This window comes from Litoreibacter janthinus (assembly GCF_900111945.1).
Lineage (GTDB): Bacteria > Pseudomonadota > Alphaproteobacteria > Rhodobacterales > Rhodobacteraceae > Litoreibacter > Litoreibacter janthinus.
The window spans coordinates 1,832,633-1,854,909 of the sequence record NZ_FOYO01000001.1 but is presented as its reverse complement, the minus strand read 5'-3'; the positions used below and the strand labels follow the sequence as shown (position 1 = coordinate 1,854,909).

Sequence of the window (22,277 nt, the reverse complement as noted above, 5' to 3'; positions counted from 1 at the left end):
TATCACGACCTTACTCCGCTTTGTGCGATTGACAAGCACCGCTCCGCCGCCGACTTTCAATGCAACTTGGAGGAGGCACGATATGGACTTGGGAATTAGCGCGAGGCTCCGGCCAATTCGCGACGCGGTTGCAACCATGGTCCGCGACAATATCGCGCCGCTGGATGCCGAGTATTTCGCCGAAGTCGAGGTTGGTGATCGCTGGCAGTTCACGCCGCGCCAAAGCGAGATTATCGAAGGTTTGAAGTCGAATGCCAAAGCGGCAGGGCTATGGAATCTCTGGTCACCTGTTACGGGTCACGCGCTGTCGACCGTTGAATACGCCTATCTGGCCGAGGAGATGGGAAAAGCCCATCTCGCCCCAGAAACCTTTAACTGCAACGCGCCGGACACTGGCAACATGGAGGTGTTCGAGAAATACGGCACCGAAGCAATGAAACAGCAGTGGCTCGCCCCGTTGCTCGCGGGCGAAATTCGCTCCGCCTATCTGATGACAGAGCCTGACGTGGCCTCTTCCGACGCCACCAACATTGCGCTGTCTTGCGTGCGCGATGGCGACGACTTCGTGCTGAACGGCGAAAAGTGGTGGGCCACAGGCGCGGGTGATCCGCGGTGCGCGGTCTATATTGTCATGGTGCGCACGTCCTCCGAAGGCCCCAAGCATCAGCAGCATTCCATGATCGTCGTCCCGTCTGATGCGCCCGGCATCGAGAAGCTCCGCGCGATGGAAGTTTACGGCGACGACGAGGCCCCGCACGGCCACATGCATATCCGTTTCACCGATGTGCGCGTGCCTGCAGAAAACATGCTCTTGGGCGAGGGGCGCGGGTTCGAAATCTCGCAGGGTCGCCTTGGGCCCGGTCGCATTCATCACTGCATGCGTGCCATCGGCATGGCGGAAAAGGCCTTGGAACTGATGGTTCGACGGTCTCTGGCCCGCGAGGCGTTTGGCAAACCGCTGGCGCAACTTGGTGGCAATTTCGACTACATCGCAAATGCCCGCATGCAGATCGAGCAGGCTCGGCTGTTGTGCCTCAAAGCCGCGTGGATGATGGATCAGGGTGACGCGCGCGCTGCTGCGCCGTGGATCAGCCAGATCAAAGTCGAAGCGCCACGCATCGCGCTCGAGATTACCGACCAAGCCGTGCAAATGTTTGGCGCGCAAGGCATTTCACAAGACACCCCCCTCGCCCGCCAGTGGGCCCACCTTCGCACCCTGCGCTTGGCCGATGGCCCCGATGCCGTTCACCGCCGTCAAGTGGCCCGCGCAGAGCTTCGCAAATATACACAGGAGAAAGTCTGATGTCAGAACTTCGCTATACCGCTGGCGACACCACCTGTGTCGGCTATGTCGCCTACCCGAAAGGCGCTGGCCCGCACCCCGTTGTGATTGTCACACCTGCGTTCGGTGGGCTCGACGATTTCGCGCGTGGTAAGGCCGACTGGTTGGCAAGCTTGGGTTATATCGGCTTCGCCGTGGATTATTACGGTGAAGGCCGCACCGCCCGCGACGAAGCCCATGCGTCCGAGTTGATGCATGTTCTTCAAGCAGACCGCGCCACGCTGCTCGTGCGGATGCAGTCGGCATTGGACACTGCGCGCGCGCTGCCCGACGCCGATGCGAACCGCGTGGCCGCGATCGGGTTCTGCTTTGGTGGCAAGGCGGTTCTGGACCTCGCCCGCTCCGGCGCGTCGCTGTCCGGCGTCGTACCGTTCCACGGCATATTCGACGCCCCACCCTCTGGCTGTTCGAAAATGAACACCTCGGTTCTGGTCTTGCACGGTTGGGACGACCCCCTTGCCAAGCCGGATCAGGCCGTTGGTCTTGCCACTGAGCTGACCGAGCATTGCGACGATTGGCAAATCCTTGCCTTCGGGCACACAAGTCACGCCTTCACCAACCCGAATGCGCAAAATCCGAAAGCAGGCATGGCCTATGTCCCGTCCTCAAACGACCGCGCATTTGCCGCCATGCAAGCTTTCCTGACGGAACGCTTCGCACAAAGCTAGACGTCCCCCTCATACCGCAGTAATTGGTAGACATGGACATTCGTACACTCTCCCCCGACTTCGCTGTAACGCCGCAAATCCACATCTCGGATATTGAAGCTATCAAAGCCGAAGGCTTCACTCATATTATCTGTAATCGCCCCTCCGCCGAAAGCGCGCCCGGTGACAAACCCGACGAAATCGAGGAAGTCGTAAAAGCCGCCGGATTGGGCTTTTCCAACAATCCTGTCGTCATGGGGCAACTCACCATGGACAATGTCGAGGCGCAGAAAGTCGACGGCAAAACGTTGGCCTACTGTGCGTCCGGAACGCGCTCTGCAATCGTTTGGGCCTTGGCAGTTGCCGGCTCTCAATCCACTGACAAAATTCTGGACGCCCTAGCCGGCGCCGGATTTCCGATGCCGCAGCTTGGTCCCCAGATCGACGCGCTCGCGAAAGGCTAGGACATGGATGATCCCACACACCGCTGGCACGATATGGGAGGCGCCGCCGCCGGGCCTATCCCGATGGACGGGCACGACTTCGCCATCTGGGAAAAGCGTGTGGATGCTTTGGTCATCCTTGGCCAGCAACGCGGGCATTTCACCGTGGACGGGCTGCGCCGTGCGTTGGAAGACATGGGCGAAGCTGCCTTCGAAAGCATGACATACTACGAACGCTGGGTTGCCGCGCTGAACCAGAATTTGGTCGAGGCAGGCGTCTATTCGCTCGAAGAAATCGGCACCAAGATGGAAGAGATTAAGGCGCGTGGCGACACCTACGGTGCGGTGCAATCGTGACCTATCCAGTGGGCGCAAGGGTTCAAATCAAGGCAATGTCGCCCCTTGGCCACATCCGCACGCCGCATTATCTGCGCGGCAAAACCGGGGTCGTGGAACGCGTGCTTGGACCCTTCAAGAACCCAGAACAGCTGGCCTATATGGTCCCTGCCCCGACGCGCACACTGTACCGCGTGCGGTTTGAAATGGGTCATATCTGGCCCGACGCGGAAGCCCCGCAAGATACGCTGGACGCCGAAATCTACGAGCATTGGATCGACCAAGATGCCACATGATCATCACGACCATGACCACCTGTCCCCTTCGGGCCATCCGTACCGCAAGGACAATGACGGGGCACTGAGCTATTGGCAGACCATGGAAGTCGCCATCCGTGAATTGATGGTAGAAAAGGGCGAACTGACCGCGGCGCAAATACAAGCGCAGATCGACGCGATGGACGCACGTAGCCCTGCGAACGGTGCAGCCGTCGTGGCGCGCGCGTGGACCGAGCCTGACTTTAAGGCGCGCCTGCTTGAGAACGGCTCCGATGCCGCACGCGAAATGGGGTTCGACATCGGCCCTATGCATCTGGTCGCCGTCGAGAACACCACCGACACGCATAATCTGATCGTTTGTACGCTATGTTCTTGCTATCCGCGCAACTTGCTGGGCCTGCCACCAGATTGGTACAAAACCCGCGAATACCGATCTCGTGCTGTGCGCGAACCGCGTGCAGTCTTGCGCGAGTTCGGCGTCGACTTACCCGCCGATATGACCCTACGCGTTCACGACAGCACGGCTGACATGCGCTATATCGTGCTTCCCGCGCGACCTGAAGGCACCGACGGGATGGACGCCGCGCAATTGGCTCGACTGGTCACACGCGACTCTATGATCGGCACTGGCCTGCCTAAAGCGCCCTGATGCCCGCCAATAACGTCGCCCGCGGTATCGCTTTGATGATCGCGGCCACCCTTATGTTCACGCTGATGGATGTCTGCGCCAAAGCGCTATCCACCCGTGTCGATACGGTGCAAACTCTTTGGGCGCGCTACACCGTGCAGATGGTGGTCGTTACCCTAATCATTTCGCCGCGATTGCGTTCGGTCGTTCAGACGCAACGACTTGGCTTGCAGGTGTTCAGAGCCTTCGCGCTTCTTGGCACAACCGGATTTTTCTTCTTCGGCTTCAAGAAGATGTCCCTGATCGAGACCACCGCACTAATGCAGATCAGCCCGATTTTCATCATGGTCGGCGCGGCGGTCTTCCTTGGTGAAACTTTTGGGGCACGCCGTGCGGCTGCGGCGGCCGTGGCCTTACTCGGGGCGATGATCGTGTTGCGTCCCGGAACCGAGGCTTTCACGCCCTACGCCCTACTCACGATTTGTGGGACCATCTGCTACTCCACCTATGCGCTCGCCACCCGCTATGCCGGACGGGGTGAGGACGTCTGGACGTCCCTGTTCTACACCGGAACAGTCGCCACGCTGGTTCTGTGCCTGATGGTGCCGTTTTTCTGGCAACCTCTGGAGCCATCCGACTTACCCTACATGCTGGGCGTTGGCCTCTTGGGCACTATGGGCCAGCTCCTGTTGATCCGTGCCCTCTCAATGGCGCCGGCGTCGATCCTCGCACCATTTACGTACGTGGCGCTGATATTCTCCAGCGTGTGGGGCGTGGTGTTCTTCGGCAATTTCCCAGACGGCCCGGTTTACATCGGGGCGCTTGTTATCGTCGGGGCCGGGCTTTATGTCTGGCACCGGGAAACACGGGTTAAAACCGGTTAACACATGGCACTAGGCAGCACAGCACAGGGACGTCGCGGAGTAAGCGAATTCGTCTCATACCTCGCTATTCGTGGCGTTATCGGCTTGGCCTTAGCGGTGCCGTATAAGTGGCGTGTACCGTTGGCAGGTTGGATCGTATCACGGATCGTCGCCCCGCTGGCTGGCTACTCCAAGCGCGTGCGCGAAAACCTCGAATATGTCTGCCCTGAGCTGTCTCAAGCCGAAGTGGACCGCCTTGCCCGCGCGGTGCCGGACAATGCTGGCCGAACGCTGATCGAGATCTATTCGGGCAAAGGCTTTACAGACCGCTTCAAACACGCACCTCTGACTGGCGAGGGCGTTGAAGCGCTGCGCAAGGCTCATGCCGAAGGACGCCCGGTTGTCCTGGTGACTGGTCATTTCGGCAACTACGACGCGCCCAGAGCGGCTTTGATTGCCGCTGGCTTTAATGTGGGCGCGCTGTATCGCGAGATGAACAACGCATTCTTCAATCCGCATTACGTGGCTGCGATCAGCAAAGTGGGCACCCCCGTCTTCCCGCGCGGGCGGCAGGGTTTGGCTGGCTTGATCAGGTTCTTGCGCTCCGGCGGTATGGCTGGTTTCTTAATGGACCAATATATGTGGGATGGAGAAGATCTGACATTCTTCGGCAAACCCGCGCCGACCGCATTGTCAGCCGCCGAACTTGCACTCAAATACGATGCTTTGGTTGTGCCGGTTTACGGCGTGCGTCAGCCGAACGGGCTAGATTTCGTGGTCATTTGCGAGGCCCCTATCCCACATTCGACGCCAGTTGAAATGACACAAGCTCTCAACGACTCGTTGGAGGCATTGGTGCGCAACCATATGGAGCAGTGGTTCTGGATTCACCGTCGCTGGAAACCAGAGCAAGCGGAATTGCGTCAGTCGATCCGCGCGGCTGCCAAGATGGGGCCGGACGACCCTTCCTGAATCAATACTACGACGGGGTTCTCACCAGCGGCGTCGGCTTTCACGTCAAGCTGCGTTTTTCCATCCCAGTCCGCCACAGATACAATGCTCTCGACGATGTTGTGATAGGTCATCGATTTGCCTGCGTTCTCGCCCGAGCGAATGTCCACGATCTTTTCGGGCATGTAACGCACGACCTGGACCAACATTTTGCGAGTTACCTCGCCCGCCGCCTGCGCCAAAATGCGCACTTTTCCAGCCCCGTCGCGGTTCAACGTCAATTTCACACGTGACGGGCGCGATTTGTGCCTATCGATATGCTCGGCAAGCTTCATGCCTTTGGTGCCAACGATCTGCTCCTGACCTTCAACAACCATCTGGGGGGTGTAGATCATCGTGCTGTTTGCAGCGCGCGCATATCCGCGCTGGCGGGCGGTGTGCGCAGGTTGGGCAAACTCGTCAACCCAACCCAGATAATCCCAATAGTCGACATGAAGCGCCAGTGCGATCACATCTTGCCTGTTCGCCAATTCCCCCAACAAGACATCCGCTGGCGGGCAGGACGAACAGCCTTGAGACGTGAACAGCTCCACAACGACTGGGCCATCAGCATGGGCTGGCACCGCTAGCGCGATGGTCAATGAGGTTAGTGCTGTAGAAGTCAGTCGTTTGATCATCTCAATCTCGGTGTTCCATTGGGCCCGCTTGTTTACTTAGGCTGTCACTCAACCACGCGCCAATCAACCCTTTGCGAGCAGTATGTCAGATCCATCGCCGCGTCGCCTGCAAGTAAGCCTCTGCAGAGGTGCCAAAAACCTTGCGCAGCATCGCTTCTTCAGGGATCACAAAACGACGATTGATGACGGTCACGAAAATCGGGATCAGGATAAAGCCAGCAGCCTGCCCCATCCATACGATTACACCGCTCAAAATCAAAGCCATTCCAAGATAGATCGGATTGCGGGACAGCCGGTACGGGCCTTCAACTATCAAGGCCGTAGGCGCATGGTGCGGTTCAATCGTCGTTTTTCGACGCCAGAACCAAATGGCTGACCAGACGATCAGAAGCAATCCAACGGCCATCAAACCCCAACCCAGAGCGCGCGGCAGGCCATAGCTAAAGCCTGCAGGGGCGAGCCGCGCCAAGAACCAGCTCAAAGCAATGAACCCTGTCAGCCAAACAGGAGGGATATCCGGGAACTTGCTCATGATCCGTCACTCAGTTTCGTTTGCTTGGACACAATATATACTTGGAACACAAAAAGGCCGCCGCGACTCTCTCGCAGCGGCCTTTTTTGGTTTTTCTATCTAGATCAGGCCGCAGCCAGATCGCGTAGCACGTAGTGAAGAACGCCACCGTGCTCGATGTATTCCTTCTCGATTGCGGTATCGATCCGGCATTTCAGCGTGATGGTTTTTACCGTGCCGTCTGCCATCGTGATTTCGCAAGGCACTTCGGACAGTGGCTGCAAGTCACCTTCGAGACCAGTGATGTTCACAGTCTCGTCGCCCGTTAGACCCAGAGATTTGCGAGTGTCGCCGCCGGTAAACTCAAACGGGATAACACCCATACCAACGAGGTTGGAGCGGTGAATACGCTCGAAGCTTTCGGCGATCACAGCCTTGACGCCCAGCAATGCAGTGCCTTTGGCAGCCCAGTCACGCGAGGATCCAGCGCCGTATTGCTCGCCCCCGAAGATGACCAGCGGAGTGCCTTGTGCCTGATATTCCATGGCCGCGTCAAAGATCGACTCTTGGTTGCCGTTTGGCCCTTTGGTGTAACCACCTTCCACGCCATCCAGCATTTCGTTCTTGATGCGGATGTTGGCGAACGTGCCGCGCATCATGATTTCGTGGTTACCGCGGCGCGAACCGTAAGAGTTGAACTCGCGTGGGGCCACCTGGCGGTCGGTCAGGTATTTACCAGCAGGGCTGGATTGCGCGAAAGAACCCGCCGGAGAAATGTGGTCGGTTGTGATCATGTCTCCCAGAACCGCCAGTACCTTTGCACCCTTGACGTCAGAGATCACACCCGGCTGTGCCGCCATACCTTGGAAGTATGGTGGGTTTTGCACATAGGTGGATGTCGCAGGCCAATCGTAAGTCAGGCTGTCCGTCGTCTCCACACTCTGCCACTTGTCGTCGCCTTTGAACACGTCGGCATATTTTTCGCGGAATGCTTCGCGGGTTACGGTTTGTTCGACCAGATCCGCGACTTCCTTAGAGGTTGGCCAGATGTCTTTCAGGTAGACGTCATTGCCGTCCTTGTCTTGGCCCAGCGGGTCCTTCGCGATGTCGATATTCATGTCGCCAGCCAGTGCGTAGGCCACAACCAGCGGGGGTGAGGCGAGGTAGTTTGCACGCACGTCGGGGCTGATGCGCCCTTCGAAGTTGCGGTTCCCCGACAACACCGAGGTTGCAATCAAGTCGCCCTCGTTGACGGCTTCCGACAGTTCCGGCGCGATGGGGCCGGAGTTGCCGATACAGGTGGTGCAGCCGTAACCGACGAGGTTGAAGCCGATGGCGTCCAGATCCTCTTGCAGGTTTGCGGCTTCCAGATAGGCCGAAACCACCTGAGATCCGGGTGCCAGCGACGTCTTCACCCAAGGCTTGCGGGTCAGACCCAACGCACGCGCCTTGCGTGCAACAAGCCCTGCCCCGATCATCACATAGGGGTTCGAGGTGTTGGTGCACGATGTGATCGACGCAATCACGATGGAGCCGTCATGTAGCCGGTAGTCCTGACCTTTAACGGCGTGGGATTTGTGGTGACCCACATCACCCGGGATGTGCGCGGGTGCCGGTTGTCCGCCCTCGTCTGTCCATTCATTTTTCTCGTCTGTCGGCGCGCTTTTCTCGGGGCGTTGACCTTTGATGTATTCGCCGAATGCTTTTGCCGCTTGATCAAGCGCGATGTAGTCCTGCGGGCGTTTCGGGCCCGAGATTGCCGGAACGATGGTGCCCATATCAAGGCTCAAAGTATCGGTGTAGATCGGCGCGTAATCGTCGCCGCGCCAGAAGCCGTTCTCTTTGGCATAAGCTTCAACCAGCGCGATCGTTTCTTCTTCACGGCCCGTATTGGTCAGGTAGCGCAGCGTCTCGTTGTCGATCGGGAAGAAGCCACAGGTCGCACCATATTCTGGTGCCATGTTCGCGATGGTCGCACGGTCTGCCAGTGGCAGCGTGTCGAGGCCCGCACCGTAAAATTCCACGAACTTCCCAACAACACCCTTGGCACGCAGCATCTCAACCACTTTCAGCACGAGGTCGGTCCCGGTGGTGCCCTCCACCATAGCGCCTGTCAGTTCGAAGCCGATAACCTCTGGGATCAACATCGAGATCGGTTGGCCCAACATCGCGGCTTCAGCCTCGATACCGCCAACGCCCCAGCCCAGAACAGCCGCGCCGTTTACCATGGTGGTGTGAGAGTCAGTGCCAACCAGAGTGTCAGGATACGCAACCATCTCGCCGCCTTGGTCTGTGTCCGACCAAACGGTCTTGGACAGATATTCAAGGTTGACTTGGTGACAGATGCCGGTGCCGGGTGGAACAACGCGGAAGTTGTTAAACGCTGACTGGCCCCATTTCAGGAAGGTGTAGCGCTCCATGTTGCGCTCGTATTCGCGGTCGACGTTCATCTGGAACGCGCGCGGGTTGCCGAACTCATCGATCATCACCGAGTGGTCGATGACCAGATCAACCGGGTTCAGCGGGTTAATCTTTTCTGGGTCGCCGCCAAGGTTTTTCAAACCGTCGCGCATTGCGGCCAAGTCAACCACTGCGGGAACGCCAGTGAAGTCTTGCAGCAAGATGCGCGCAGGGCGGTATGCGATCTCTTTAGGGTTCTTGCCGCCTTTTTTGGCCCACTCCGCAAATGCCTTGATGTCTTCGACATGCACTGTCTTGCCATCTTCAAAGCGCAGCATGTTCTCCAGCACCACTTTCAATGCCGCAGGCAGCTTCGAGAAATCACCCAAGCCAGCTTCTTCAGCTGCTTTGATGGAGTAGTAGGCGAAGGTTTTACCACCGGCACTTAGGGTGCGGCGGGTCTTGGCGGTGTCTTGTCCGACGACGATAGGCATAGCTGGGACTCCCGAAATTGACATAGAAAGTGGTTTCTGGCGCGGTCATGCCCCAAGTTTTATTGGCGATCAAGGGGGCATAATGCCCTTGTAGCATTTTTTGTATACTATTGCATACATTTTTACCTGTTTTCGCCGCGCAACCGATGCGCTAGGCCTGTTTTGATGAGATTTGGTGTCGAAAATCTGGCATGCCGACGTGGCGAGGTGACCGTGCTCACCGGGGTAACCTTCCAGGTCGCTGCCGGTGAAGCGTTGATCCTGCGCGCGCCGAATGGCGCAGGTAAGACGACATTGCTACGCTGTTTGGCCGGCCTCACGCCGCCTGTTTCTGGACGCTTGGGATTTTCGACAGAAGATGTGGCCTACGCCGCCCATGCCGACGGGTTGAAAGCGCAATTGAGCGTCGAGGAGAACCTGCAATTTTGGGCCGACATCTTTGGAACGGGTGACATTCTACCCGCGATTGATGCCTTTGACCTTGCCCCGTTGCTCACCCGACGCGCGCAGGATCTGTCGGCTGGACAAAAACGGCGGCTGTCCTTGTCGCGACTGATGCTGACAGGCCGTGCGATCTGGGCCTTGGACGAACCAACAGTGTCTTTGGATGCAGAAAACGTGGCCCGCTTCGCCGCCGCAATCACGCAGCACTTGGCACAAGGCGGCTCTGCCATTCTGGCAACGCATATAGACCTTGGATTGCCCAATGCGCGTACCCTCGATCTGTCGCCCTTTCGCGCAGTGCTGCAAGACGCCCCCTCCGATGATCCGTTTCTTGACGAGGCATTGCAATGATAGCCTTGCTCCGCCGCGACCTGAGACTTGCGATCCGAGCAGGTGGCGGTTTTGGCCTTGGCCTCGCATTTTTTCTGATCTTGGTTGTGCTGGTGCCGTTCGGGGTCGGACCAAACTCGGACATCCTGTCTCGCATCGCACCGGGCATCCTGTGGGTCGGCGCATTGCTGTCCTGCCTTCTTTCTCTCGACCGTATTTTCCAGCTCGATTACGAGGATGGCACACTTGATCTGCTCGCCACTGCGCCACTTCCGCTCGAAGCCGCCGCCACACTGAAGGCATTGTCACACTGGTTGACCACCGGATTGCCGCTGACCCTTGCGGCGCCGTTTCTTGGGGTTTTACTGAGCATGCCAAGCGGCGCAACCTTCTGGCTCGTGGCCTCTTTGGCCTTGGGCACGCCTGCACTCTCTATGCTTGGCACATTTGGCGCAGCCCTAACCGTCGGCCTGAAACGTGGTGGTCTGCTGGTCTCGCTATTGGTTCTTCCGCTTTACATGCCGACGTTGATTTTCGGTGCCGAAGCGGTTCGGCGCGGCACCGAAGGGCTGTCAGCCACATCGGCCCTGTTATTCCTGGCCGCGATCACTGCAGGATGCGCCGCCCTCCTGCCCTTCGCGTCCGCCGCCGCTCTGAGGATGAACCTGCGTTAGGCCTCGCCCCACACAGACGTGACATTTGGCCCGCCTGAAATCCCATTGCCCCGCGCAAAGCCATCCAATAACAGTGTCATATGTCGATCTGGGAATATGCAAATCCGACCCGCTTCATGCAGACGTCAGGCAAGCTTTTGCCTGCGGTCACTGCATTATCTCTGGCGTGCCTGATTATCGGGCTCGTATGGGGGTTCTTCTTCACGCCTGATGATTACCGCCAAGGCTCTACCGTTAAGATCATCTACCTGCATGTGCCAAGTGCACTGATGGCGATCAATGCCTGGCTTATGATGCTGGTCACTTCGCTTATCTGGCTGGTGCGCCGCCACCATGTCTCGGCACTTGCTGCGAAAGCGGCGGCACCAATCGGGCTGACCATGACCCTAATCGCACTCGTCACTGGCGCGATCTGGGGCCAACCGATGTGGGGCACCTACTGGGCCTGGGACCCGCGTTTGACGTCGTTCCTGATCCTGTTCCTCTTTTATCTAGGCTACATGGCGCTTTGGGCCGCTATCGAGAACCCAGATACCGCCGCCGACCTCACGTCGGTCTTGTGCCTTGTGGGGTCAGTCTTTGCCTTGCTGTCTCGGTATGCCGTGAATTTCTGGAACCAAGGACTGCACCAGGGGGCGTCATTGTCGCTGGATAAAGAAGAGAACGTCGCTGACGTCTTTTACCTGCCACTTCTTGTTTCCATAGCTGGATTTGTGTTGCTGTTCTTGGCATTGGTTTTGCTGCGCACACGGACAGAAATTCGCACTCGGCGTGCAAGCGCGCTAATCTCTCGGGAACGCTTGAGCTAGGCCGATACCGCCGGACAAATCATGTAAGGACACAGAATGCCTGATCTTGGAAAATACGCAGATACAGTTTTGTCCGCCTACGCCATTTCCATTCTGATCCTCATCGTGCTTGTCGCTTTGTCCTTCTGGCAATCCCGTCAGGCCAAAGCCCGCCTTGCGGAGATCGAAGCACGGCGCGAAAGCGCGAAAGCAGCCGCGCCAGCCTCCTAATAGATGTACCGGATTTGATCCGACCAATACCGCTCCATCCTGTGGAGCGAGTGATTGATGGTATCAATGCCATCATTGCCAAGGATGCCATTTTCTTCGAGCCCGATTGCGTGTCGCTCAAACAAGTCCGTGACATGCTTACGCACTTCGCGCCCTTTTTCGGTCAGGCGCACCCGCACGGATCGGCGGTCTATCTCACAGCGTTGGTGGTGCATATACCCCATCTCAACGAGCTTCTTGAGGTTATATGAGACGTTGGAGCCCTGATAGTAACCGCGCGATTTAAGCTCGCCCGCGGTCACTTCGTTCTCCCCGATATTGAACAACAGCAGCGCCTGAACAGAGTTGATGTCCAGAATTCCCAATCGTTCAAACTCGTCCTTGATGACGTCCAGAAGAAGGCGGTGCAAACGCTCCACCAGCGCCAAACTTTCCAGATAACCCGCCATGAATATGCGGGCCTTTGGGCTGGCAACGGGGTTATGAATGCTCATGTTGTGTCTCCGACTGCATCTGCTCGCACAGTCGAACTAGCCGGAGAATCACCAAGAAACGGTTAAATGCGCAAAACTTCTCGAAAACATTCGCTAAGCGATGTTCGCCCCTTTGACCGCTTTTTCTATCAAAGCTGCGAAGCGCTCCGGCGCAGCGGTCTGCCCGGATGCCCATTGGTACATGTCGTGATCGCTCTCGCTTAGCATCTCGTCATACAGGGCAAGTTCCCCGTCCGAGAGCGACTCCAAACCATGTGTCGCGAAGCCACCCAAAATCAGATCCATCTCTTTGATTCCGCGGCGCATAGAGCGCAGCTTCAATCGGCGAATCTTCGTTTCACGCAGCTCACCCTCTGGGCCCAACTCTTTCATTCCGGCGTCCTCAATAGCTTGCCTAATTTCTTCTCCAAACGGCCGAGATGGTCGGACAGGCGGCTGAACTCGGCCTTGGTGCGGCGCATCTCCAGCAAGACGTCCTTCACATCACCCGAGACTTCCACGTCGCCTTCAGGTGCGCCCAAGCCGTCGCCTTCCCCCGTCAACAACCAGCGCATGGAGACGTTGAGCATGCCCGACATCATTGACAATTTGTTGGCGCGCGGCTCATCCACATCGTCTTCCCAGCCACGCACAGTCTTCAGTTTCACACCCAGCTTTTTCGCAAACTCCTCCTGCGATAACCCTTGGGCGTCACGAGCGGCTGCGACACGATCTCCGAAGGTGGCGTTCTCGTTGCTGAAATAGGTGTCATCGACGACCATATTGAACTCCTAGCATAGGCGTTATCGCTTGATTGCGTTGGGCCCTATCCGTAAGACCCTCATGTCCAATGTTCAACCAGACGAGGCGTCACATGTCCTTCCTCTCCGAGACCCTTTCCCGTGTAAAACCGTCGCCGACCATCGCGGTGACCCAAAAGGCAGCGGAACTGAAGCGCGCAGGCAAAGACGTGATCGGCCTTGGCGCCGGCGAGCCTGACTTCGACACGCCTCAAAACATCAAGGACGCCGCGGTCGCGGCAATCTCTGCTGGCAAAACCAAATACACGGCCCCTGATGGCATTCCCGAGCTGAAGGAAGCGATTTGCGCCAAGTTCAAGCGCGACAACGGGCTGGATTACATCCCGGCGCAGGTGAGTGTCGGCACGGGCGGAAAGCAGATCCTCTACAATGCGCTGATGGCGACGCTGAATGAGGGCGACGAGGTCGTAATCCCAGCCCCATATTGGGTGTCCTATCCTGACATGGTGCTGCTGGCTGGCGGCACACCGGTGATCGCAGAAGCCTCGATCCAGACGAATTTCAAGTTAACGGCCGACCAGCTTGAGGCTGCGATCACACCCAAGACCAAATGGTTGATCTTCAATTCCCCCTCCAACCCGACCGGCGCGGGCTACACGTGGGAGGAGCTGAAAGAGCTCACCGACGTGCTAATGCGCCATCCTCATGTCTGGGTGATGACCGACGACATGTACGAGCACCTCGCCTATGACGGGTTCGAGTTCTGCACACCTGCTCAGGTCGAACCCGCACTTTATGATCGTACGCTGACCTGCAATGGGGTCTCCAAGGCCTATGCGATGACGGGCTGGCGCATTGGCTATGCCGCGGGCCCCGAGAAACTGATCGGTGCTATGCGCAAAATCCAGTCGCAATCCACGTCGAACCCTTGCTCCATCTCGCAATGGGCGGCGGTTGAGGCCTTGAACGGCACGCAGGATTTCCTTGGGCCGAACAATGAAACTTTCGTCCGCCGTCGCAATATGGTCGTGGAAATGTTGAACGCGGCAGAAGGTATCTCCTGCCCGACCCCAGAAGGCGCATTTTACGTTTACCCGTCCATTGCAGGCTGCATTGGCAAGACCACAGCCGCTGGCACCAAGATCGACAACGACGAGATTTTCGCCACCGCCTTGCTGGAGGAATACGGCGTTGCCGTCGTTTTCGGCGCCGCATTCGGCCTCAGCCCGAACTTCCGCGTCAGCTATGCGACCTCCGACGAAAACCTCAAAGAAGCCTGCACGCGCATCCAGAAATTCTGCGCCGCGTTGAACTAACCGAAAGTAGGCCTAAGCTGATTGCGCTGACCGCTAGCCACTTTGGCGCGGTCGGCGCAATCAGGTCTGCGAGCCCCCCAGCGGGCGATTTCTTTACCGTTGTTTTCTGCACGTGCTTCGCATTTGATATAGGCCATGCCGCGCAGGAGATGCCCGATATGACCAACCGCAAGCTCTACCTCGGCCCGCTGACCGATAACAGACGTTGGGACATGGTCAAGATCCGGCCCGATGACATCTTTGTCGTCACACCTCCAAAATGCGGAACGACCTGGATGCAGACGATTGTAGCTCTGCTTTTGTCTGGCAATCCTGACGTCGAAACCGAGTTGTCGGTTAGAATGCCATGGGTTGATATCCGCATCCGCGAGATGACTGAAGTCGCTGCCCGTCTTGAGGCAATGTCGCATCGGCGCAGTATGAAAAGCCACACACCGATGGACGGGCTACCGCAGCATGATCAGGCACATTACATCTGTGTGTTTCGTCACCCGCTCGACGCGCATTTCTCGTATCGCAAGCATGTGCGAAACATCCCGATGCCGTGGTTCGACTTGTGGTATCCAGAGGACGATACTGATGGCATCACGTTTCGCCGTTTTCTGGATGGCGGGGCCGAGGGGTTCGATACTGATGCAATGCCACTCGCGCATATCCTTCAGCATTACAAAGCGGCCGCCGCCCTTGCGGATAGGCACAATGTGACCCTTTTCCACTACGCGGATATGACTCGCGACTTGTCGGGCACGTTCAGCAAACTGGCTGACTTACTGGGCCTCACGTATTCAACTTCTGTCATGGAGCAACTGGTTCAGGTGGCGACCTTCGATAACATGAAAGCCAATGCAGAACGGTATGCGCCATCTGGAGGCAAGGGTTTCATGAAATCCGACTCGGAGTTTTTCCACAGCGGGAGCAGCGGGAAATGGCGCGGCAAACTGACAGACCAAGAAATTGCCGCATATGACGCTATGATGGATGCGCATCTGGAACCCGCGGAACGGGCATGGTTGGAATATGGGTCAAATGAACACGCGGTCACGTAGATCGCGGCGACACGCTGTCACTGCTCTGCTAGCCTCTGTTCTTCCCAAGCTTCATCAATCCAATCGCGGCGGCAACGGCAATGACGACCGCCGTTAGCAATACGCCCCAATCCGCCAGCAAAGACGCCAACGCGTCCAAGTTCGATGCGAAAGAATACCCGAGCGCCACGTAGATGCTGACCCAGATCGCCTCACCCAACGCGTCAAGGATGGTAAAACGCCACACGCCGAGTCCGGCAGCCCCCGCAGCAAAGTTCACCCACGGCCCAAGTGGCGCGACTGCCCATGTGCTGAAAAAAACTGCCGTGCCACCCCACTGGTCAACGGCATCCTTTGCCCGCGCGTAAAGCGCCGCGCGCCTCGGCATGGTTTCCACACGCGCGTTCAGCCAGTTACCACCGAGCCTGCCAAGCTGAAAGCCCGTCTGGTCCCCCGCCAACGCGGCGATATAAGCCGCAGCGCAGACTTGCCAAAGCACCATATCCCCCGCGGCAGCGAACGCCCCGCCAGCCAGCATCACCGCCGAGGTTGGGACCGGGACGGCAAGGCAGGAAAAGTATGCCGAAAGGGCGACGATCACCAATCCCCAACTGGCGACGAGAGCGAAGAAGTACTCGGTCATTGGCGCTCTGCTTTGTGGGCAGAAATCGCGTCATGCAACGACATGATGATCGCCTCAAGATCGGCTCCACGCGCTTGTGAAATCTCGTCTAGCGAGATCCGGCCTTGCCCCCCCGCCAACGGCAATTCAAGCGCATTTGACACGACCTCTGGCGGGACTTGCCACGATCTTGCGACGTAGCGCGGTGTCATCCAACCCGCAATCGGCTCAAACTGGTGTGCCTGATCATTCCAATAAATAAAGGACGCCACAGCGCGGAATCCGAAAACCCCAGCAACCAGTGCCGCAGCGACCAAGATGCCGATGAGCGCGCGGCGCAACAGCAACAGGTCGCGCTCCGCCATTCTACCTTGTTTGTCCGGCATCTGCTTCACCTGTTTGCTGGTCTCATGTCCGCTCAGCAAAGCAGAGGCAAGCGCGAGTTTCTAGTGCCTTTCCAAACTGCCGTACTGCGACACCCTCGGCCTTCGCACCAAAGCACTGTTGTGCCTTACGTGACGGGCAATTTCACGTGCAAATCCCTGTTCCCGAACTGCCCCTGCTTGTGGTAGCGTCATCCAAATCAACAAGGCGGGTCAAACCGAACATATGTCAGCCGAGCTTCCAGAGTTTTATTTCAGAGTTAGAGAGAACGGTGCCACGGTGTTTCGTGTGGACACCGAAAACCGCCAACGCCGCATCGAAATGTCCGAAATCGCCGTGGTCAATATCCGCAATGGGCAGATCAAACCCCATGGTGACCATGAGTTGAGCGAGGAAGAGCTTGAGGTCATTCAAGACTGGATGGAAGAGCGTTTGGCGGTGCTCGCGACCCGTGACATTGACGACATCTACCGTGCCATCGACTACCTCAACCTGACGACACACTGGGCGCAAACCCGCGCAGAGGAGGATCAGTTGGATGAGGTCACTGACTCACTATTGCTTGCTATGCATGACCTGCGCACCGTGCTCGTGCGCAAGAAGGCCGACCGCCTTATGAAAGGTCAGGAGTGATCTGGCCATTCCGGCACAAGTCCTCACTCCCAGAAGCCCGCCTCTGGAACCACCTCGATGCATGCGCAATCCCGTTCCGCGCCCCGCTTGGCGATTGGGTCGCGCAAATGCACCTCACCGCCTCTGGATGGAGCGACGGGCTGGATTACTGCATCCCTGACACCCAGACGCCACTATTTGCCGGTCTAGATGTGCCGGTGCGCGCGCAAATATCTGAATACACCAATTTCGATGCGCCTCCCGACTACCTCTGGGGCGCGGTGCAAGGGGCGAAAGATCATCGGTTGAATTATGCCAAGGCACTTGCGGGGCTGACAAAGGTTTTTGGCAAAGGCACAGCTTCCAGTGCGTCCAACACAGTGTCGCGCAATTGGTCCTTCGGGTTGGCGCGGGTGAGCTGCACCGTGTGGCCGCCGAATAAGAACCGACATGGGACAAATTCGCGGCACCAGATGTTTCCCGAAACCATTGAGGAGGCCTCTATCGCCATCTATCCGGCATGGCGCCCACCGCTGGAGGAAGCCGAGTTTGCTGCTTGCGCGACTGCAACCAACTTCTGGATTGATCCCGAGCCGCACCAGAGGGCCAACCTAACGAGCAGAAGTCGCGACTGGCCCACGACGCTGCCGCAACTACCTCAAGGCCTTAGTATGACACCAAGGGGAGATCTTTTGGTGACCTGCCCACTAGGGATCGTAGACATCTACAAAGCTGGGAGGGTTAAAGCGCTGAAGCTCGACCGGCTGACTCCCGCGCGCGGCGGGGCGTGCGCGCACCTGAACGCGGTCACCACAGTTACAGCGCGCGACGGCCCGATCGATAAGCCTCGCGGAATTGCAACGCTCGGCGCACGTAGCGACGGGTTGGATGCGGTGGCGCAGGATTTGGCGGCCAAGCTTGGGGTGCCGCTTGATATCTGGACCGGAGCGAACGACTGAATTCAGCCCGCGCGCAACTCTCTTAGCCTGCGGCCAAAGCGCCACCACAGCGCCGCGCTGGCAAACAGCAGGCCTATCACCAGCCCCAGCCAGACACCGACGCCGCCAAAGCCCAAGGTAACTCCCAGCACATAGCTGGCCGGAATGCCCAGGCCCCAATAGCTGATCGCGGCCGCATACATTGGCCAGCGCGTGTCCTGCATCCCGCGCAGCAGCCCTAGAGCCATCACCTGCCCCGCATCGACCAGTTGGAACAGCGCTGCCACGGCAAGAAGGCTTGCACCAATGGCTAAGATTGCTTCACGGTCAGGACTTTCGGGGTCCAAAAAGCCCGACATCAACATCTCAGGCACGGTTAAAAAGGCGATTGTCGCCAAGACCACCGCACCAAAGGACAACAGAACCACTGCGCGTGCGCCTCGCGCCAGCCCGGACCAGTCCCGCCGCCCCATTGCGCGGCCCGCGCGCACGGTCGCCGCTTGGCTCAGCCCGACATGCACCATGAAAGTCGCCGCGGTGATTTGCAGCGCGATTCCATGTGCCGCCAAAGGCAAGGTGCCGATCAATCCGATGATCAACGCCGAGGCGGAAAACATCCCGCTTTCTGCCAAGTTGGTCAGGCCAATCGGCCACCCCAATCGGAAAACCTCGCGAAAAGCTTCGGGATCAGGCCGCCAAATGCGCTGGAACAAGGCATGTTCCCGCGTCGCCGATCCTCTGGCCACATAAGCCCCTAACACCAGCAACGACGCTATTTGTGCAACAACAGAAGCGATCGCCGCCCCCCGAAGCCCCATTTCAGGCGCGCCAAATTTGCCAAAAATCAACACGTAGTTCATCGCGCTGTTTAACAACACTGCAAGGATGGTCACCCAAAGCACGACGGCCGTGCGCTCCAGCGCCGCGAGGTAACTTTTGATTACCATGACAAGCAACGCGGGGATCAACCCGAAGCCCACAATGGCCAAGTAGTCCTGCGCCAGCAGCGACAGCTCAGGATTTTGCCCAAGTGCGCGCAGCACTGGTGCCGACCAGATCATCAAAGGTAGGAAGACAAGGGCGAACAGGACTGACAACCACAGCCCCATGCGCGTCACCCGACGAATACGTGTGGCATCGTCGGAGGCAGCAGCCTCGGCAACCATTGGCATGACCGCGAAAGAGAACCCTGCCCCCATAATGAAAATGACAAAGAAAAACGACGTCGCCAATACGCTCGCCGCAAGGGCCGTCACGTCGTACCAACCCAGCATGATCGTATCGACCACATGCACAGAGAACTGGGCCAAATGCGATCCGACCAAGGGCAGACCAAGAACCAAAACTGCGCGGAGATGCTGAGGGAATGTCATGAGGTCAGCCTTAGAAGCAAGGCTGCGCGGGGGCAATACTCTTGGCGCGGGGAGGTGATGCACAAACAATTCTGCTTTGATGTCGGGTGCGCGTGACAAAGTGTGACTTGGTTGCGTTTGCGTTACTGGCGGCTTTCACGGGTTCGCGACACCAAATAACGGTTCTGGCAGGCGCAAATGGAAATCAGTATCGCCTCGGCACCGCGTCACTTCAGTACTCGTGCAGTCCATCGAAATCTGCCTTTCCAAGCTTTACGCCAGCGTGCCGCAAACCGGCATAGGCCATCGTCAAGTGGAACAGCATGTTCGGCAGCGCGAAACGTGCAACGTAATCAGAGGTCAGTTGCTCAATTTGCGCTTGTCCCGCCACGTGACACACCTGCATCTCCCAATCCAATGCCGGTGCCTCGGCAATGCCGGCGGAAACCGCGCCATGCAGCGTGCGCAATGTGCTTAGACTGTAAGGCTCTACGATCTCGGGCACCGCCGTACCCGTTGGCAAACACAAGGCACGGGCGGCGAACTGGATCGCGACGGCGAGGTGGAACCCAGTGTCGAAGCTGTCCGGGGCGAGTTGAACCGCCATCAGCGCCTCAGACTCTGGCTCTTGCTCTAAAAGCGTAAGCAAGTGATTTGCTTGACCGAGATAGTGATCGACAGTGCGGACGAGTGCGGCCTCAGCGGTTAAGGTCATTGGCCGTCTCCTTTGTCGATGCTAGTTCGCGTCGCCTGCATTGGGGTTGAGCGGTCTAGGCTGTATAAAAAAGTCACTGTAGCCGACATTGATCCAAGGCGCAGCATCCGTCGATCTGGTTCTTCGCAGGCCTTCGCCACGCGCAAAGCGCGACCTATTTCTTGCTGTTTCGCGAGGCTGATCTCATCTCTGTGACGCGAGGCCCATGTCACCCCCCTTTGCCCCCTGCGGCCTTCAAACGCCGCATCTCAGTCAAATTTCCGCCAAGCTGCGGCTTCAATCATACGCGACTTATCGCGAGGGACACGTGGGTTTGTCTCAAGTTGTCACGATGAACAAGGTCATGAGTTAAATGAAGTTCGACACACAATTTACGGCGCTACGTCGCGCAGTTGCGCGATTTTCCAAAGACACTTCCGGTTCGGCCGTTGTCGACTGGGTTTTGCTGACGGCCGCGATCGCAGGGATCAGCATCGCCGTCGGCACGACCATCAACACCGGAATGGAAAACGCCTCCACCGACATCAAACGATGCATGAAAATTCAGGGTAATTTGTGGACGAAGGACAATGGCGACGACTACGCCAAGCGGATGAAGCGCATCGAAAATCGCTGTAGCAAATTGTAAACACGCGCGGCCGAAGCCGCGCGTCAGCCTAGTAGCCCATGCCCATTTCTTCGCGGGTCTTTTTGGTCGCCCCGCGAAGTTCTCTACCGAAAACCTGCTCGCAGGGTGTGGTCCCGCCGTCCCAGCACACGGCGCGAATATTTTCCGTGTTGATACTTGAGCCGGCAGTCCCCGCAGGAAACAACACCAGTCCGCTCCGCGTCGAGTCCTCGCCTTGGTACGTGGCGCTGGACGTGCCGCGGTAGACATCATAGGACTTGCCTTCGTATTCGTAGACTTGGCCCGTCGCTTTGAAGCCGCTCCAATATTCTTGAACACCTCTAAGTTGGTTAAACGTGGAGCAGCCCGAAACTGCTATCACGCAGGCCGCGCAAAGTATTTTCATCATAGTTCCGTCCCCTTCATACTTGGCATTGGTCGGTCAGATTATCCACGCCGCATTGTTCAGGTTGTTTGCCGCTTGCGGATGGCAGGCGCGCCGCCGCGGAAACCATGGTTCGGCCCGTAAAAATAGAGCACTAAATTACCTGTCCCTCCGATTGGATGAGGAATGCTACCACAAATCCGCTGTTTTGTCCCAAACAGGCCCTACGACAGCGCTTCCCCCTCCCTCGCCACTCTGGCATACTGGGCTGCAAATCAACAAAAACGAGCAGCGGTATGAGCGACCTTCTTTCCAGTGGGCCAGATGACTACAACGCCTCCTCAATCGAGGTGCTGGAAGGGCTGGAGCTTGTGAGAAAACGCCCGGCACGTATATCGGAGGTACGGACGAGCGTGCGTTGCACCAGCTGGTGGCCGAAGTCCTCGACAACTCCATGGACGAGGCCGTCTCAGGAATATACATCGCGGTAGGGTCCACAGTGAGTGCGGCGATGGAAACCGCCTCCACCGACATCAAACGCTGTGTGAAAATTCAGAGCAAGATGTGAACCCGCGACAGCAGCGACGGTCACGCCAAGCGGATGAAGCGCATCGAAAATCGCTGTAGCAAATTGTAAACACGCGCGGCCGAAGCCGCGCGTCAGCCTAGTAGCCCATGCCCATTTCTTCGCGGGTCTTTTTGGTCGTGCCGCGAAGCTCTTTGCCAAACTCTTGCTCGCATTTCTGAAGATCGAAGCCCCAGCACACGGCTTTGACGTCACTGTTCTTAAACCCGTTTTTTTCGGGATTAACATCGGGAAGAAAGAGGACATGGCCATAGCTTTTTACTAAACTGCCTTCTTCTCTGGCTTCCGAGACGGCTTTGTAAACATCATAGTCCTGCCCATCATACCTGTAAGTTTTTCCCGTCGGAGTCACACTTACCCAATTACCCAAACCCTCGGTCAAAGCGCAACCGGACATCGCAACCACGCTAATCACACACAATACTCTCATCATATCGTTGTCCTCCTCGAACTGATTAATTACG

Annotated in this window: 30 protein-coding genes; 18 read left to right on the top strand and 12 right to left on the bottom strand. The window is 57.7% G+C overall.

Going from position 1 to position 22,277, the window contains the following annotated elements:
- The first annotated feature begins 82 nt into the window (after positions 1–82).
- The 8 genes from BM352_RS09345 to BM352_RS09310 are packed head-to-tail and all read left to right on the top strand — an operon-like array spanning position 83 to position 5,509.
- Entirely contained in the window at positions 83–1,303 is a 1,221-nt protein-coding gene (locus BM352_RS09345) for an acyl-CoA dehydrogenase family protein (RefSeq protein WP_090215843.1), read from the top strand.
- Positions 1,303–2,010 (top strand): dienelactone hydrolase family protein, encoded by a 708-nt coding sequence (locus BM352_RS09340; RefSeq protein WP_090215840.1) that lies wholly within the window; start codon positions 1,303–1,305, stop codon positions 2,008–2,010. The genes BM352_RS09345 and BM352_RS09340 overlap by 1 nt, the downstream gene beginning before the upstream one ends.
- A gap of 32 nt (positions 2,011–2,042) precedes the next feature.
- A complete protein-coding gene (locus BM352_RS09335) occupies positions 2,043–2,453 on the top strand; it encodes a protein tyrosine phosphatase family protein (RefSeq protein WP_090215836.1) in 411 nt (136 codons plus the stop codon).
- 3 nt (positions 2,454–2,456) lie between these two features.
- Positions 2,457–2,789, top strand: a complete 333-nt coding sequence (locus BM352_RS19235) for an SH3-like domain-containing protein (protein WP_281245112.1) — start codon at positions 2,457–2,459, stop codon at positions 2,787–2,789.
- Positions 2,786–3,064 (top strand): SH3-like domain-containing protein, encoded by a 279-nt coding sequence (locus BM352_RS19230; protein ID WP_281245111.1) that lies wholly within the window; start codon positions 2,786–2,788, stop codon positions 3,062–3,064. Before BM352_RS19235 ends, BM352_RS19230 begins: the two co-directional genes overlap by 4 nt.
- Positions 3,054–3,695, top strand: a complete 642-nt coding sequence (nthA, locus tag BM352_RS09320; protein WP_090215833.1) for a nitrile hydratase subunit alpha — start codon at positions 3,054–3,056, stop codon at positions 3,693–3,695. Before BM352_RS19230 ends, nthA begins: the two co-directional genes overlap by 11 nt.
- Positions 3,695–4,558 (top strand): DMT family transporter, encoded by an 864-nt coding sequence (locus BM352_RS09315; RefSeq protein WP_090215830.1) that lies wholly within the window; start codon positions 3,695–3,697, stop codon positions 4,556–4,558. Before nthA ends, BM352_RS09315 begins: the two co-directional genes overlap by 1 nt.
- A gap of 3 nt (positions 4,559–4,561) precedes the next feature.
- On the top strand, positions 4,562–5,509 hold the full coding sequence (locus BM352_RS09310) for a lysophospholipid acyltransferase family protein (protein ID WP_090215825.1): 948 nt from the start codon (positions 4,562–4,564) through the stop codon (positions 5,507–5,509).
- On the opposite strand, the gene BM352_RS09305 is transcribed toward BM352_RS09310, so the two are convergent.
- The 3 genes from BM352_RS09305 to acnA form a co-directional block, all read right to left on the bottom strand.
- A complete protein-coding gene (locus tag BM352_RS09305) occupies positions 5,461–6,165 on the bottom strand; it encodes a DUF1223 domain-containing protein (protein ID WP_090215821.1) in 705 nt (234 codons plus the stop codon). The genes BM352_RS09310 and BM352_RS09305 overlap by 49 nt on opposite strands.
- Before the next feature lie 85 nt (positions 6,166–6,250).
- Entirely contained in the window at positions 6,251–6,697 is a 447-nt protein-coding gene (locus BM352_RS09300; RefSeq protein WP_090215817.1) for a methyltransferase family protein, read from the bottom strand.
- A gap of 104 nt (positions 6,698–6,801) precedes the next feature.
- Positions 6,802–9,570, bottom strand: coding sequence for an aconitate hydratase AcnA (gene acnA / locus BM352_RS09295; RefSeq protein ID WP_090215812.1), 2,769 nt, complete (start codon positions 9,568–9,570; stop codon positions 6,802–6,804).
- 165 nt (positions 9,571–9,735) lie between these two features.
- Here acnA and ccmA point away from each other — a divergent pair, with 165 nt between their 5' ends.
- The 4 genes from ccmA to ccmD all read left to right on the top strand — a co-directional run bounded on the left by ccmA (position 9,736) and on the right by ccmD (position 12,037).
- On the top strand, positions 9,736–10,365 hold the full coding sequence (gene ccmA, locus BM352_RS09290) for a heme ABC exporter ATP-binding protein CcmA (RefSeq protein ID WP_090215809.1): 630 nt from the start codon (positions 9,736–9,738) through the stop codon (positions 10,363–10,365).
- Complete coding sequence (gene ccmB, locus BM352_RS09285) at positions 10,362–11,018, top strand: heme exporter protein CcmB (protein ID WP_090215805.1); 657 nt, start codon at positions 10,362–10,364, stop codon at positions 11,016–11,018. Before ccmA ends, ccmB begins: the two co-directional genes overlap by 4 nt.
- An 80-nt stretch (positions 11,019–11,098) precedes the next feature.
- Entirely contained in the window at positions 11,099–11,827 is a 729-nt protein-coding gene (locus tag BM352_RS09280) for a heme ABC transporter permease (RefSeq protein ID WP_090215801.1), read from the top strand.
- 36 nt (positions 11,828–11,863) lie between these two features.
- Positions 11,864–12,037, top strand: a complete 174-nt coding sequence (gene ccmD / locus BM352_RS09275) for a heme exporter protein CcmD (RefSeq protein WP_090215799.1) — start codon at positions 11,864–11,866, stop codon at positions 12,035–12,037.
- On the opposite strand, the gene BM352_RS09270 is transcribed toward ccmD, so the two are convergent.
- The 3 genes from BM352_RS09270 to BM352_RS09260 form a co-directional block, all read right to left on the bottom strand.
- Positions 12,034–12,531, bottom strand: coding sequence for a MarR family winged helix-turn-helix transcriptional regulator (locus tag BM352_RS09270; RefSeq protein WP_090215796.1), 498 nt, complete (start codon positions 12,529–12,531; stop codon positions 12,034–12,036). The genes ccmD and BM352_RS09270 overlap by 4 nt on opposite strands.
- Before the next feature lie 93 nt (positions 12,532–12,624).
- On the bottom strand, positions 12,625–12,903 hold the full coding sequence (locus BM352_RS09265; protein WP_090215793.1) for a succinate dehydrogenase assembly factor 2: 279 nt from the start codon (positions 12,901–12,903) through the stop codon (positions 12,625–12,627).
- Positions 12,900–13,292: a helix-turn-helix domain-containing protein gene (locus BM352_RS09260; RefSeq protein ID WP_090215790.1), complete on the bottom strand. Its 393-nt coding sequence runs from the start codon at positions 13,290–13,292 to the stop codon at positions 12,900–12,902. Before BM352_RS09260 ends, BM352_RS09265 begins: the two co-directional genes overlap by 4 nt.
- Before the next feature lie 92 nt (positions 13,293–13,384).
- On the opposite strand from BM352_RS09260, the gene BM352_RS09255 reads away from it, so the two are divergent.
- The gene (locus BM352_RS09255; protein WP_090215786.1) at positions 13,385–14,587 is read left to right on the top strand and encodes a pyridoxal phosphate-dependent aminotransferase; all 1,203 of its coding nucleotides are present in this window, start codon (positions 13,385–13,387) and stop codon (positions 14,585–14,587) included.
- A 158-nt stretch (positions 14,588–14,745) separates the two neighbouring features.
- A complete protein-coding gene (locus BM352_RS09250; protein ID WP_175500654.1) occupies positions 14,746–15,633 on the top strand; it encodes a sulfotransferase domain-containing protein in 888 nt (295 codons plus the stop codon).
- A 28-nt stretch (positions 15,634–15,661) separates the two neighbouring features.
- Here BM352_RS09250 and BM352_RS09245 read toward each other — a convergent pair whose 3' ends face one another.
- Both BM352_RS09245 and BM352_RS09240 read right to left on the bottom strand, forming a co-directional pair.
- A complete protein-coding gene (locus tag BM352_RS09245; RefSeq protein WP_090215780.1) occupies positions 15,662–16,255 on the bottom strand; it encodes a DedA family protein in 594 nt (197 codons plus the stop codon).
- Positions 16,252–16,659, bottom strand: a complete 408-nt coding sequence (locus BM352_RS09240) for a hypothetical protein (RefSeq protein ID WP_139229813.1) — start codon at positions 16,657–16,659, stop codon at positions 16,252–16,254. Before BM352_RS09240 ends, BM352_RS09245 begins: the two co-directional genes overlap by 4 nt.
- A 184-nt stretch (positions 16,660–16,843) precedes the next feature.
- On the opposite strand from BM352_RS09240, the gene BM352_RS09235 reads away from it, so the two are divergent.
- Positions 16,844–17,251: a hypothetical protein gene (locus tag BM352_RS09235; protein ID WP_090215773.1), complete on the top strand. Its 408-nt coding sequence runs from the start codon at positions 16,844–16,846 to the stop codon at positions 17,249–17,251.
- Positions 17,248–18,189, top strand: coding sequence for a hypothetical protein (locus BM352_RS09230; RefSeq protein ID WP_090215768.1), 942 nt, complete (start codon positions 17,248–17,250; stop codon positions 18,187–18,189). Before BM352_RS09235 ends, BM352_RS09230 begins: the two co-directional genes overlap by 4 nt.
- A gap of 2 nt (positions 18,190–18,191) precedes the next feature.
- Here the strand turns inward: BM352_RS09230 and BM352_RS09225 are convergent, their stop codons facing one another.
- Together BM352_RS09225 and BM352_RS09220 are read right to left on the bottom strand one after the other, a co-directional pair.
- A complete protein-coding gene (locus BM352_RS09225) occupies positions 18,192–19,541 on the bottom strand; it encodes an MATE family efflux transporter (protein ID WP_090215764.1) in 1,350 nt (449 codons plus the stop codon).
- A 211-nt stretch (positions 19,542–19,752) separates the two neighbouring features.
- Positions 19,753–20,235 carry a DUF1993 family protein gene (locus BM352_RS09220; RefSeq protein ID WP_090215760.1) on the bottom strand — a complete coding sequence of 161 codons (483 nt, stop codon included), beginning with the start codon at positions 20,233–20,235 and terminating at the stop codon, positions 19,753–19,755.
- Between the two features lie 352 nt (positions 20,236–20,587).
- Here BM352_RS09220 and BM352_RS09215 point away from each other — a divergent pair, with 352 nt between their 5' ends.
- Positions 20,588–20,863 (top strand): hypothetical protein, encoded by a 276-nt coding sequence (locus tag BM352_RS09215; RefSeq protein ID WP_090215755.1) that lies wholly within the window; start codon positions 20,588–20,590, stop codon positions 20,861–20,863.
- A gap of 28 nt (positions 20,864–20,891) precedes the next feature.
- Here BM352_RS09215 and BM352_RS09210 read toward each other — a convergent pair whose 3' ends face one another.
- Positions 20,892–21,251, bottom strand: a complete 360-nt coding sequence (locus tag BM352_RS09210; protein WP_090215752.1) for a hypothetical protein — start codon at positions 21,249–21,251, stop codon at positions 20,892–20,894.
- Between the two features lie 406 nt (positions 21,252–21,657).
- Between BM352_RS09210 and BM352_RS18970 the strand changes: the two genes are divergently transcribed.
- The gene (locus BM352_RS18970) at positions 21,658–21,795 is read left to right on the top strand and encodes a hypothetical protein (protein ID WP_175500576.1); all 138 of its coding nucleotides are present in this window, start codon (positions 21,658–21,660) and stop codon (positions 21,793–21,795) included.
- Between the two features lie 97 nt (positions 21,796–21,892).
- Here the strand turns inward: BM352_RS18970 and BM352_RS09205 are convergent, their stop codons facing one another.
- Positions 21,893–22,246, bottom strand: coding sequence for a hypothetical protein (locus BM352_RS09205; protein WP_090215749.1), 354 nt, complete (start codon positions 22,244–22,246; stop codon positions 21,893–21,895).
- Positions 22,247–22,277: the final 31 nt, after the last annotated feature.

Bases quoted from the DNA above. Each gene is read 5' to 3' on its own strand.
- BM352_RS09345 (WP_090215843.1), top strand. From the start codon at position 83: ATGGACTTGGGAATTAGCGCGAGGCTCCGGCCAATTCGCGACGCGGTT.
- BM352_RS09340 (WP_090215840.1), top strand. From the start codon at position 1,303: ATGTCAGAACTTCGCTATACCGCTGGCGACACCACCTGTGTCGGCTAT.
- BM352_RS09335 (WP_090215836.1), top strand. From the start codon at position 2,043: ATGGACATTCGTACACTCTCCCCCGACTTCGCTGTAACGCCGCAAATC.
- BM352_RS19235 (WP_281245112.1), top strand. From the start codon at position 2,457: ATGGATGATCCCACACACCGCTGGCACGATATGGGAGGCGCCGCCGCC.
- nthA (WP_090215833.1), top strand. From the start codon at position 3,054: ATGCCACATGATCATCACGACCATGACCACCTGTCCCCTTCGGGCCAT.
- BM352_RS09315 (WP_090215830.1), top strand. From the start codon at position 3,695: ATGCCCGCCAATAACGTCGCCCGCGGTATCGCTTTGATGATCGCGGCC.
- BM352_RS09310 (WP_090215825.1), top strand. From the start codon at position 4,562: ATGGCACTAGGCAGCACAGCACAGGGACGTCGCGGAGTAAGCGAATTC.
- BM352_RS09305 (WP_090215821.1), bottom strand. From the start codon at position 6,165: ATGATCAAACGACTGACTTCTACAGCACTAACCTCATTGACCATCGCG.
- BM352_RS09300 (WP_090215817.1), bottom strand. From the start codon at position 6,697: ATGAGCAAGTTCCCGGATATCCCTCCTGTTTGGCTGACAGGGTTCATT.
- acnA (WP_090215812.1), bottom strand. From the start codon at position 9,570: ATGCCTATCGTCGTCGGACAAGACACCGCCAAGACCCGCCGCACCCTA.
- ccmA (WP_090215809.1), top strand. From the start codon at position 9,736: ATGAGATTTGGTGTCGAAAATCTGGCATGCCGACGTGGCGAGGTGACC.
- ccmB (WP_090215805.1), top strand. From the start codon at position 10,362: ATGATAGCCTTGCTCCGCCGCGACCTGAGACTTGCGATCCGAGCAGGT.
- BM352_RS09280 (WP_090215801.1), top strand. From the start codon at position 11,099: ATGTCGATCTGGGAATATGCAAATCCGACCCGCTTCATGCAGACGTCA.
- ccmD (WP_090215799.1), top strand. From the start codon at position 11,864: ATGCCTGATCTTGGAAAATACGCAGATACAGTTTTGTCCGCCTACGCC.
- BM352_RS09270 (WP_090215796.1), bottom strand. From the start codon at position 12,531: ATGAGCATTCATAACCCCGTTGCCAGCCCAAAGGCCCGCATATTCATG.
- BM352_RS09265 (WP_090215793.1), bottom strand. From the start codon at position 12,903: ATGAAAGAGTTGGGCCCAGAGGGTGAGCTGCGTGAAACGAAGATTCGC.
- BM352_RS09260 (WP_090215790.1), bottom strand. From the start codon at position 13,292: ATGGTCGTCGATGACACCTATTTCAGCAACGAGAACGCCACCTTCGGA.
- BM352_RS09255 (WP_090215786.1), top strand. From the start codon at position 13,385: ATGTCCTTCCTCTCCGAGACCCTTTCCCGTGTAAAACCGTCGCCGACC.
- BM352_RS09250 (WP_175500654.1), top strand. From the start codon at position 14,746: ATGACCAACCGCAAGCTCTACCTCGGCCCGCTGACCGATAACAGACGT.
- BM352_RS09245 (WP_090215780.1), bottom strand. From the start codon at position 16,255: ATGACCGAGTACTTCTTCGCTCTCGTCGCCAGTTGGGGATTGGTGATC.
- BM352_RS09235 (WP_090215773.1), top strand. From the start codon at position 16,844: ATGTCAGCCGAGCTTCCAGAGTTTTATTTCAGAGTTAGAGAGAACGGT.
- BM352_RS09225 (WP_090215764.1), bottom strand. From the start codon at position 19,541: ATGACATTCCCTCAGCATCTCCGCGCAGTTTTGGTTCTTGGTCTGCCC.
- BM352_RS09220 (WP_090215760.1), bottom strand. From the start codon at position 20,235: ATGACCTTAACCGCTGAGGCCGCACTCGTCCGCACTGTCGATCACTAT.
- BM352_RS09215 (WP_090215755.1), top strand. From the start codon at position 20,588: ATGAAGTTCGACACACAATTTACGGCGCTACGTCGCGCAGTTGCGCGA.
- BM352_RS09210 (WP_090215752.1), bottom strand. From the start codon at position 21,251: ATGATGAAAATACTTTGCGCGGCCTGCGTGATAGCAGTTTCGGGCTGC.
- BM352_RS09205 (WP_090215749.1), bottom strand. From the start codon at position 22,246: ATGATGAGAGTATTGTGTGTGATTAGCGTGGTTGCGATGTCCGGTTGC.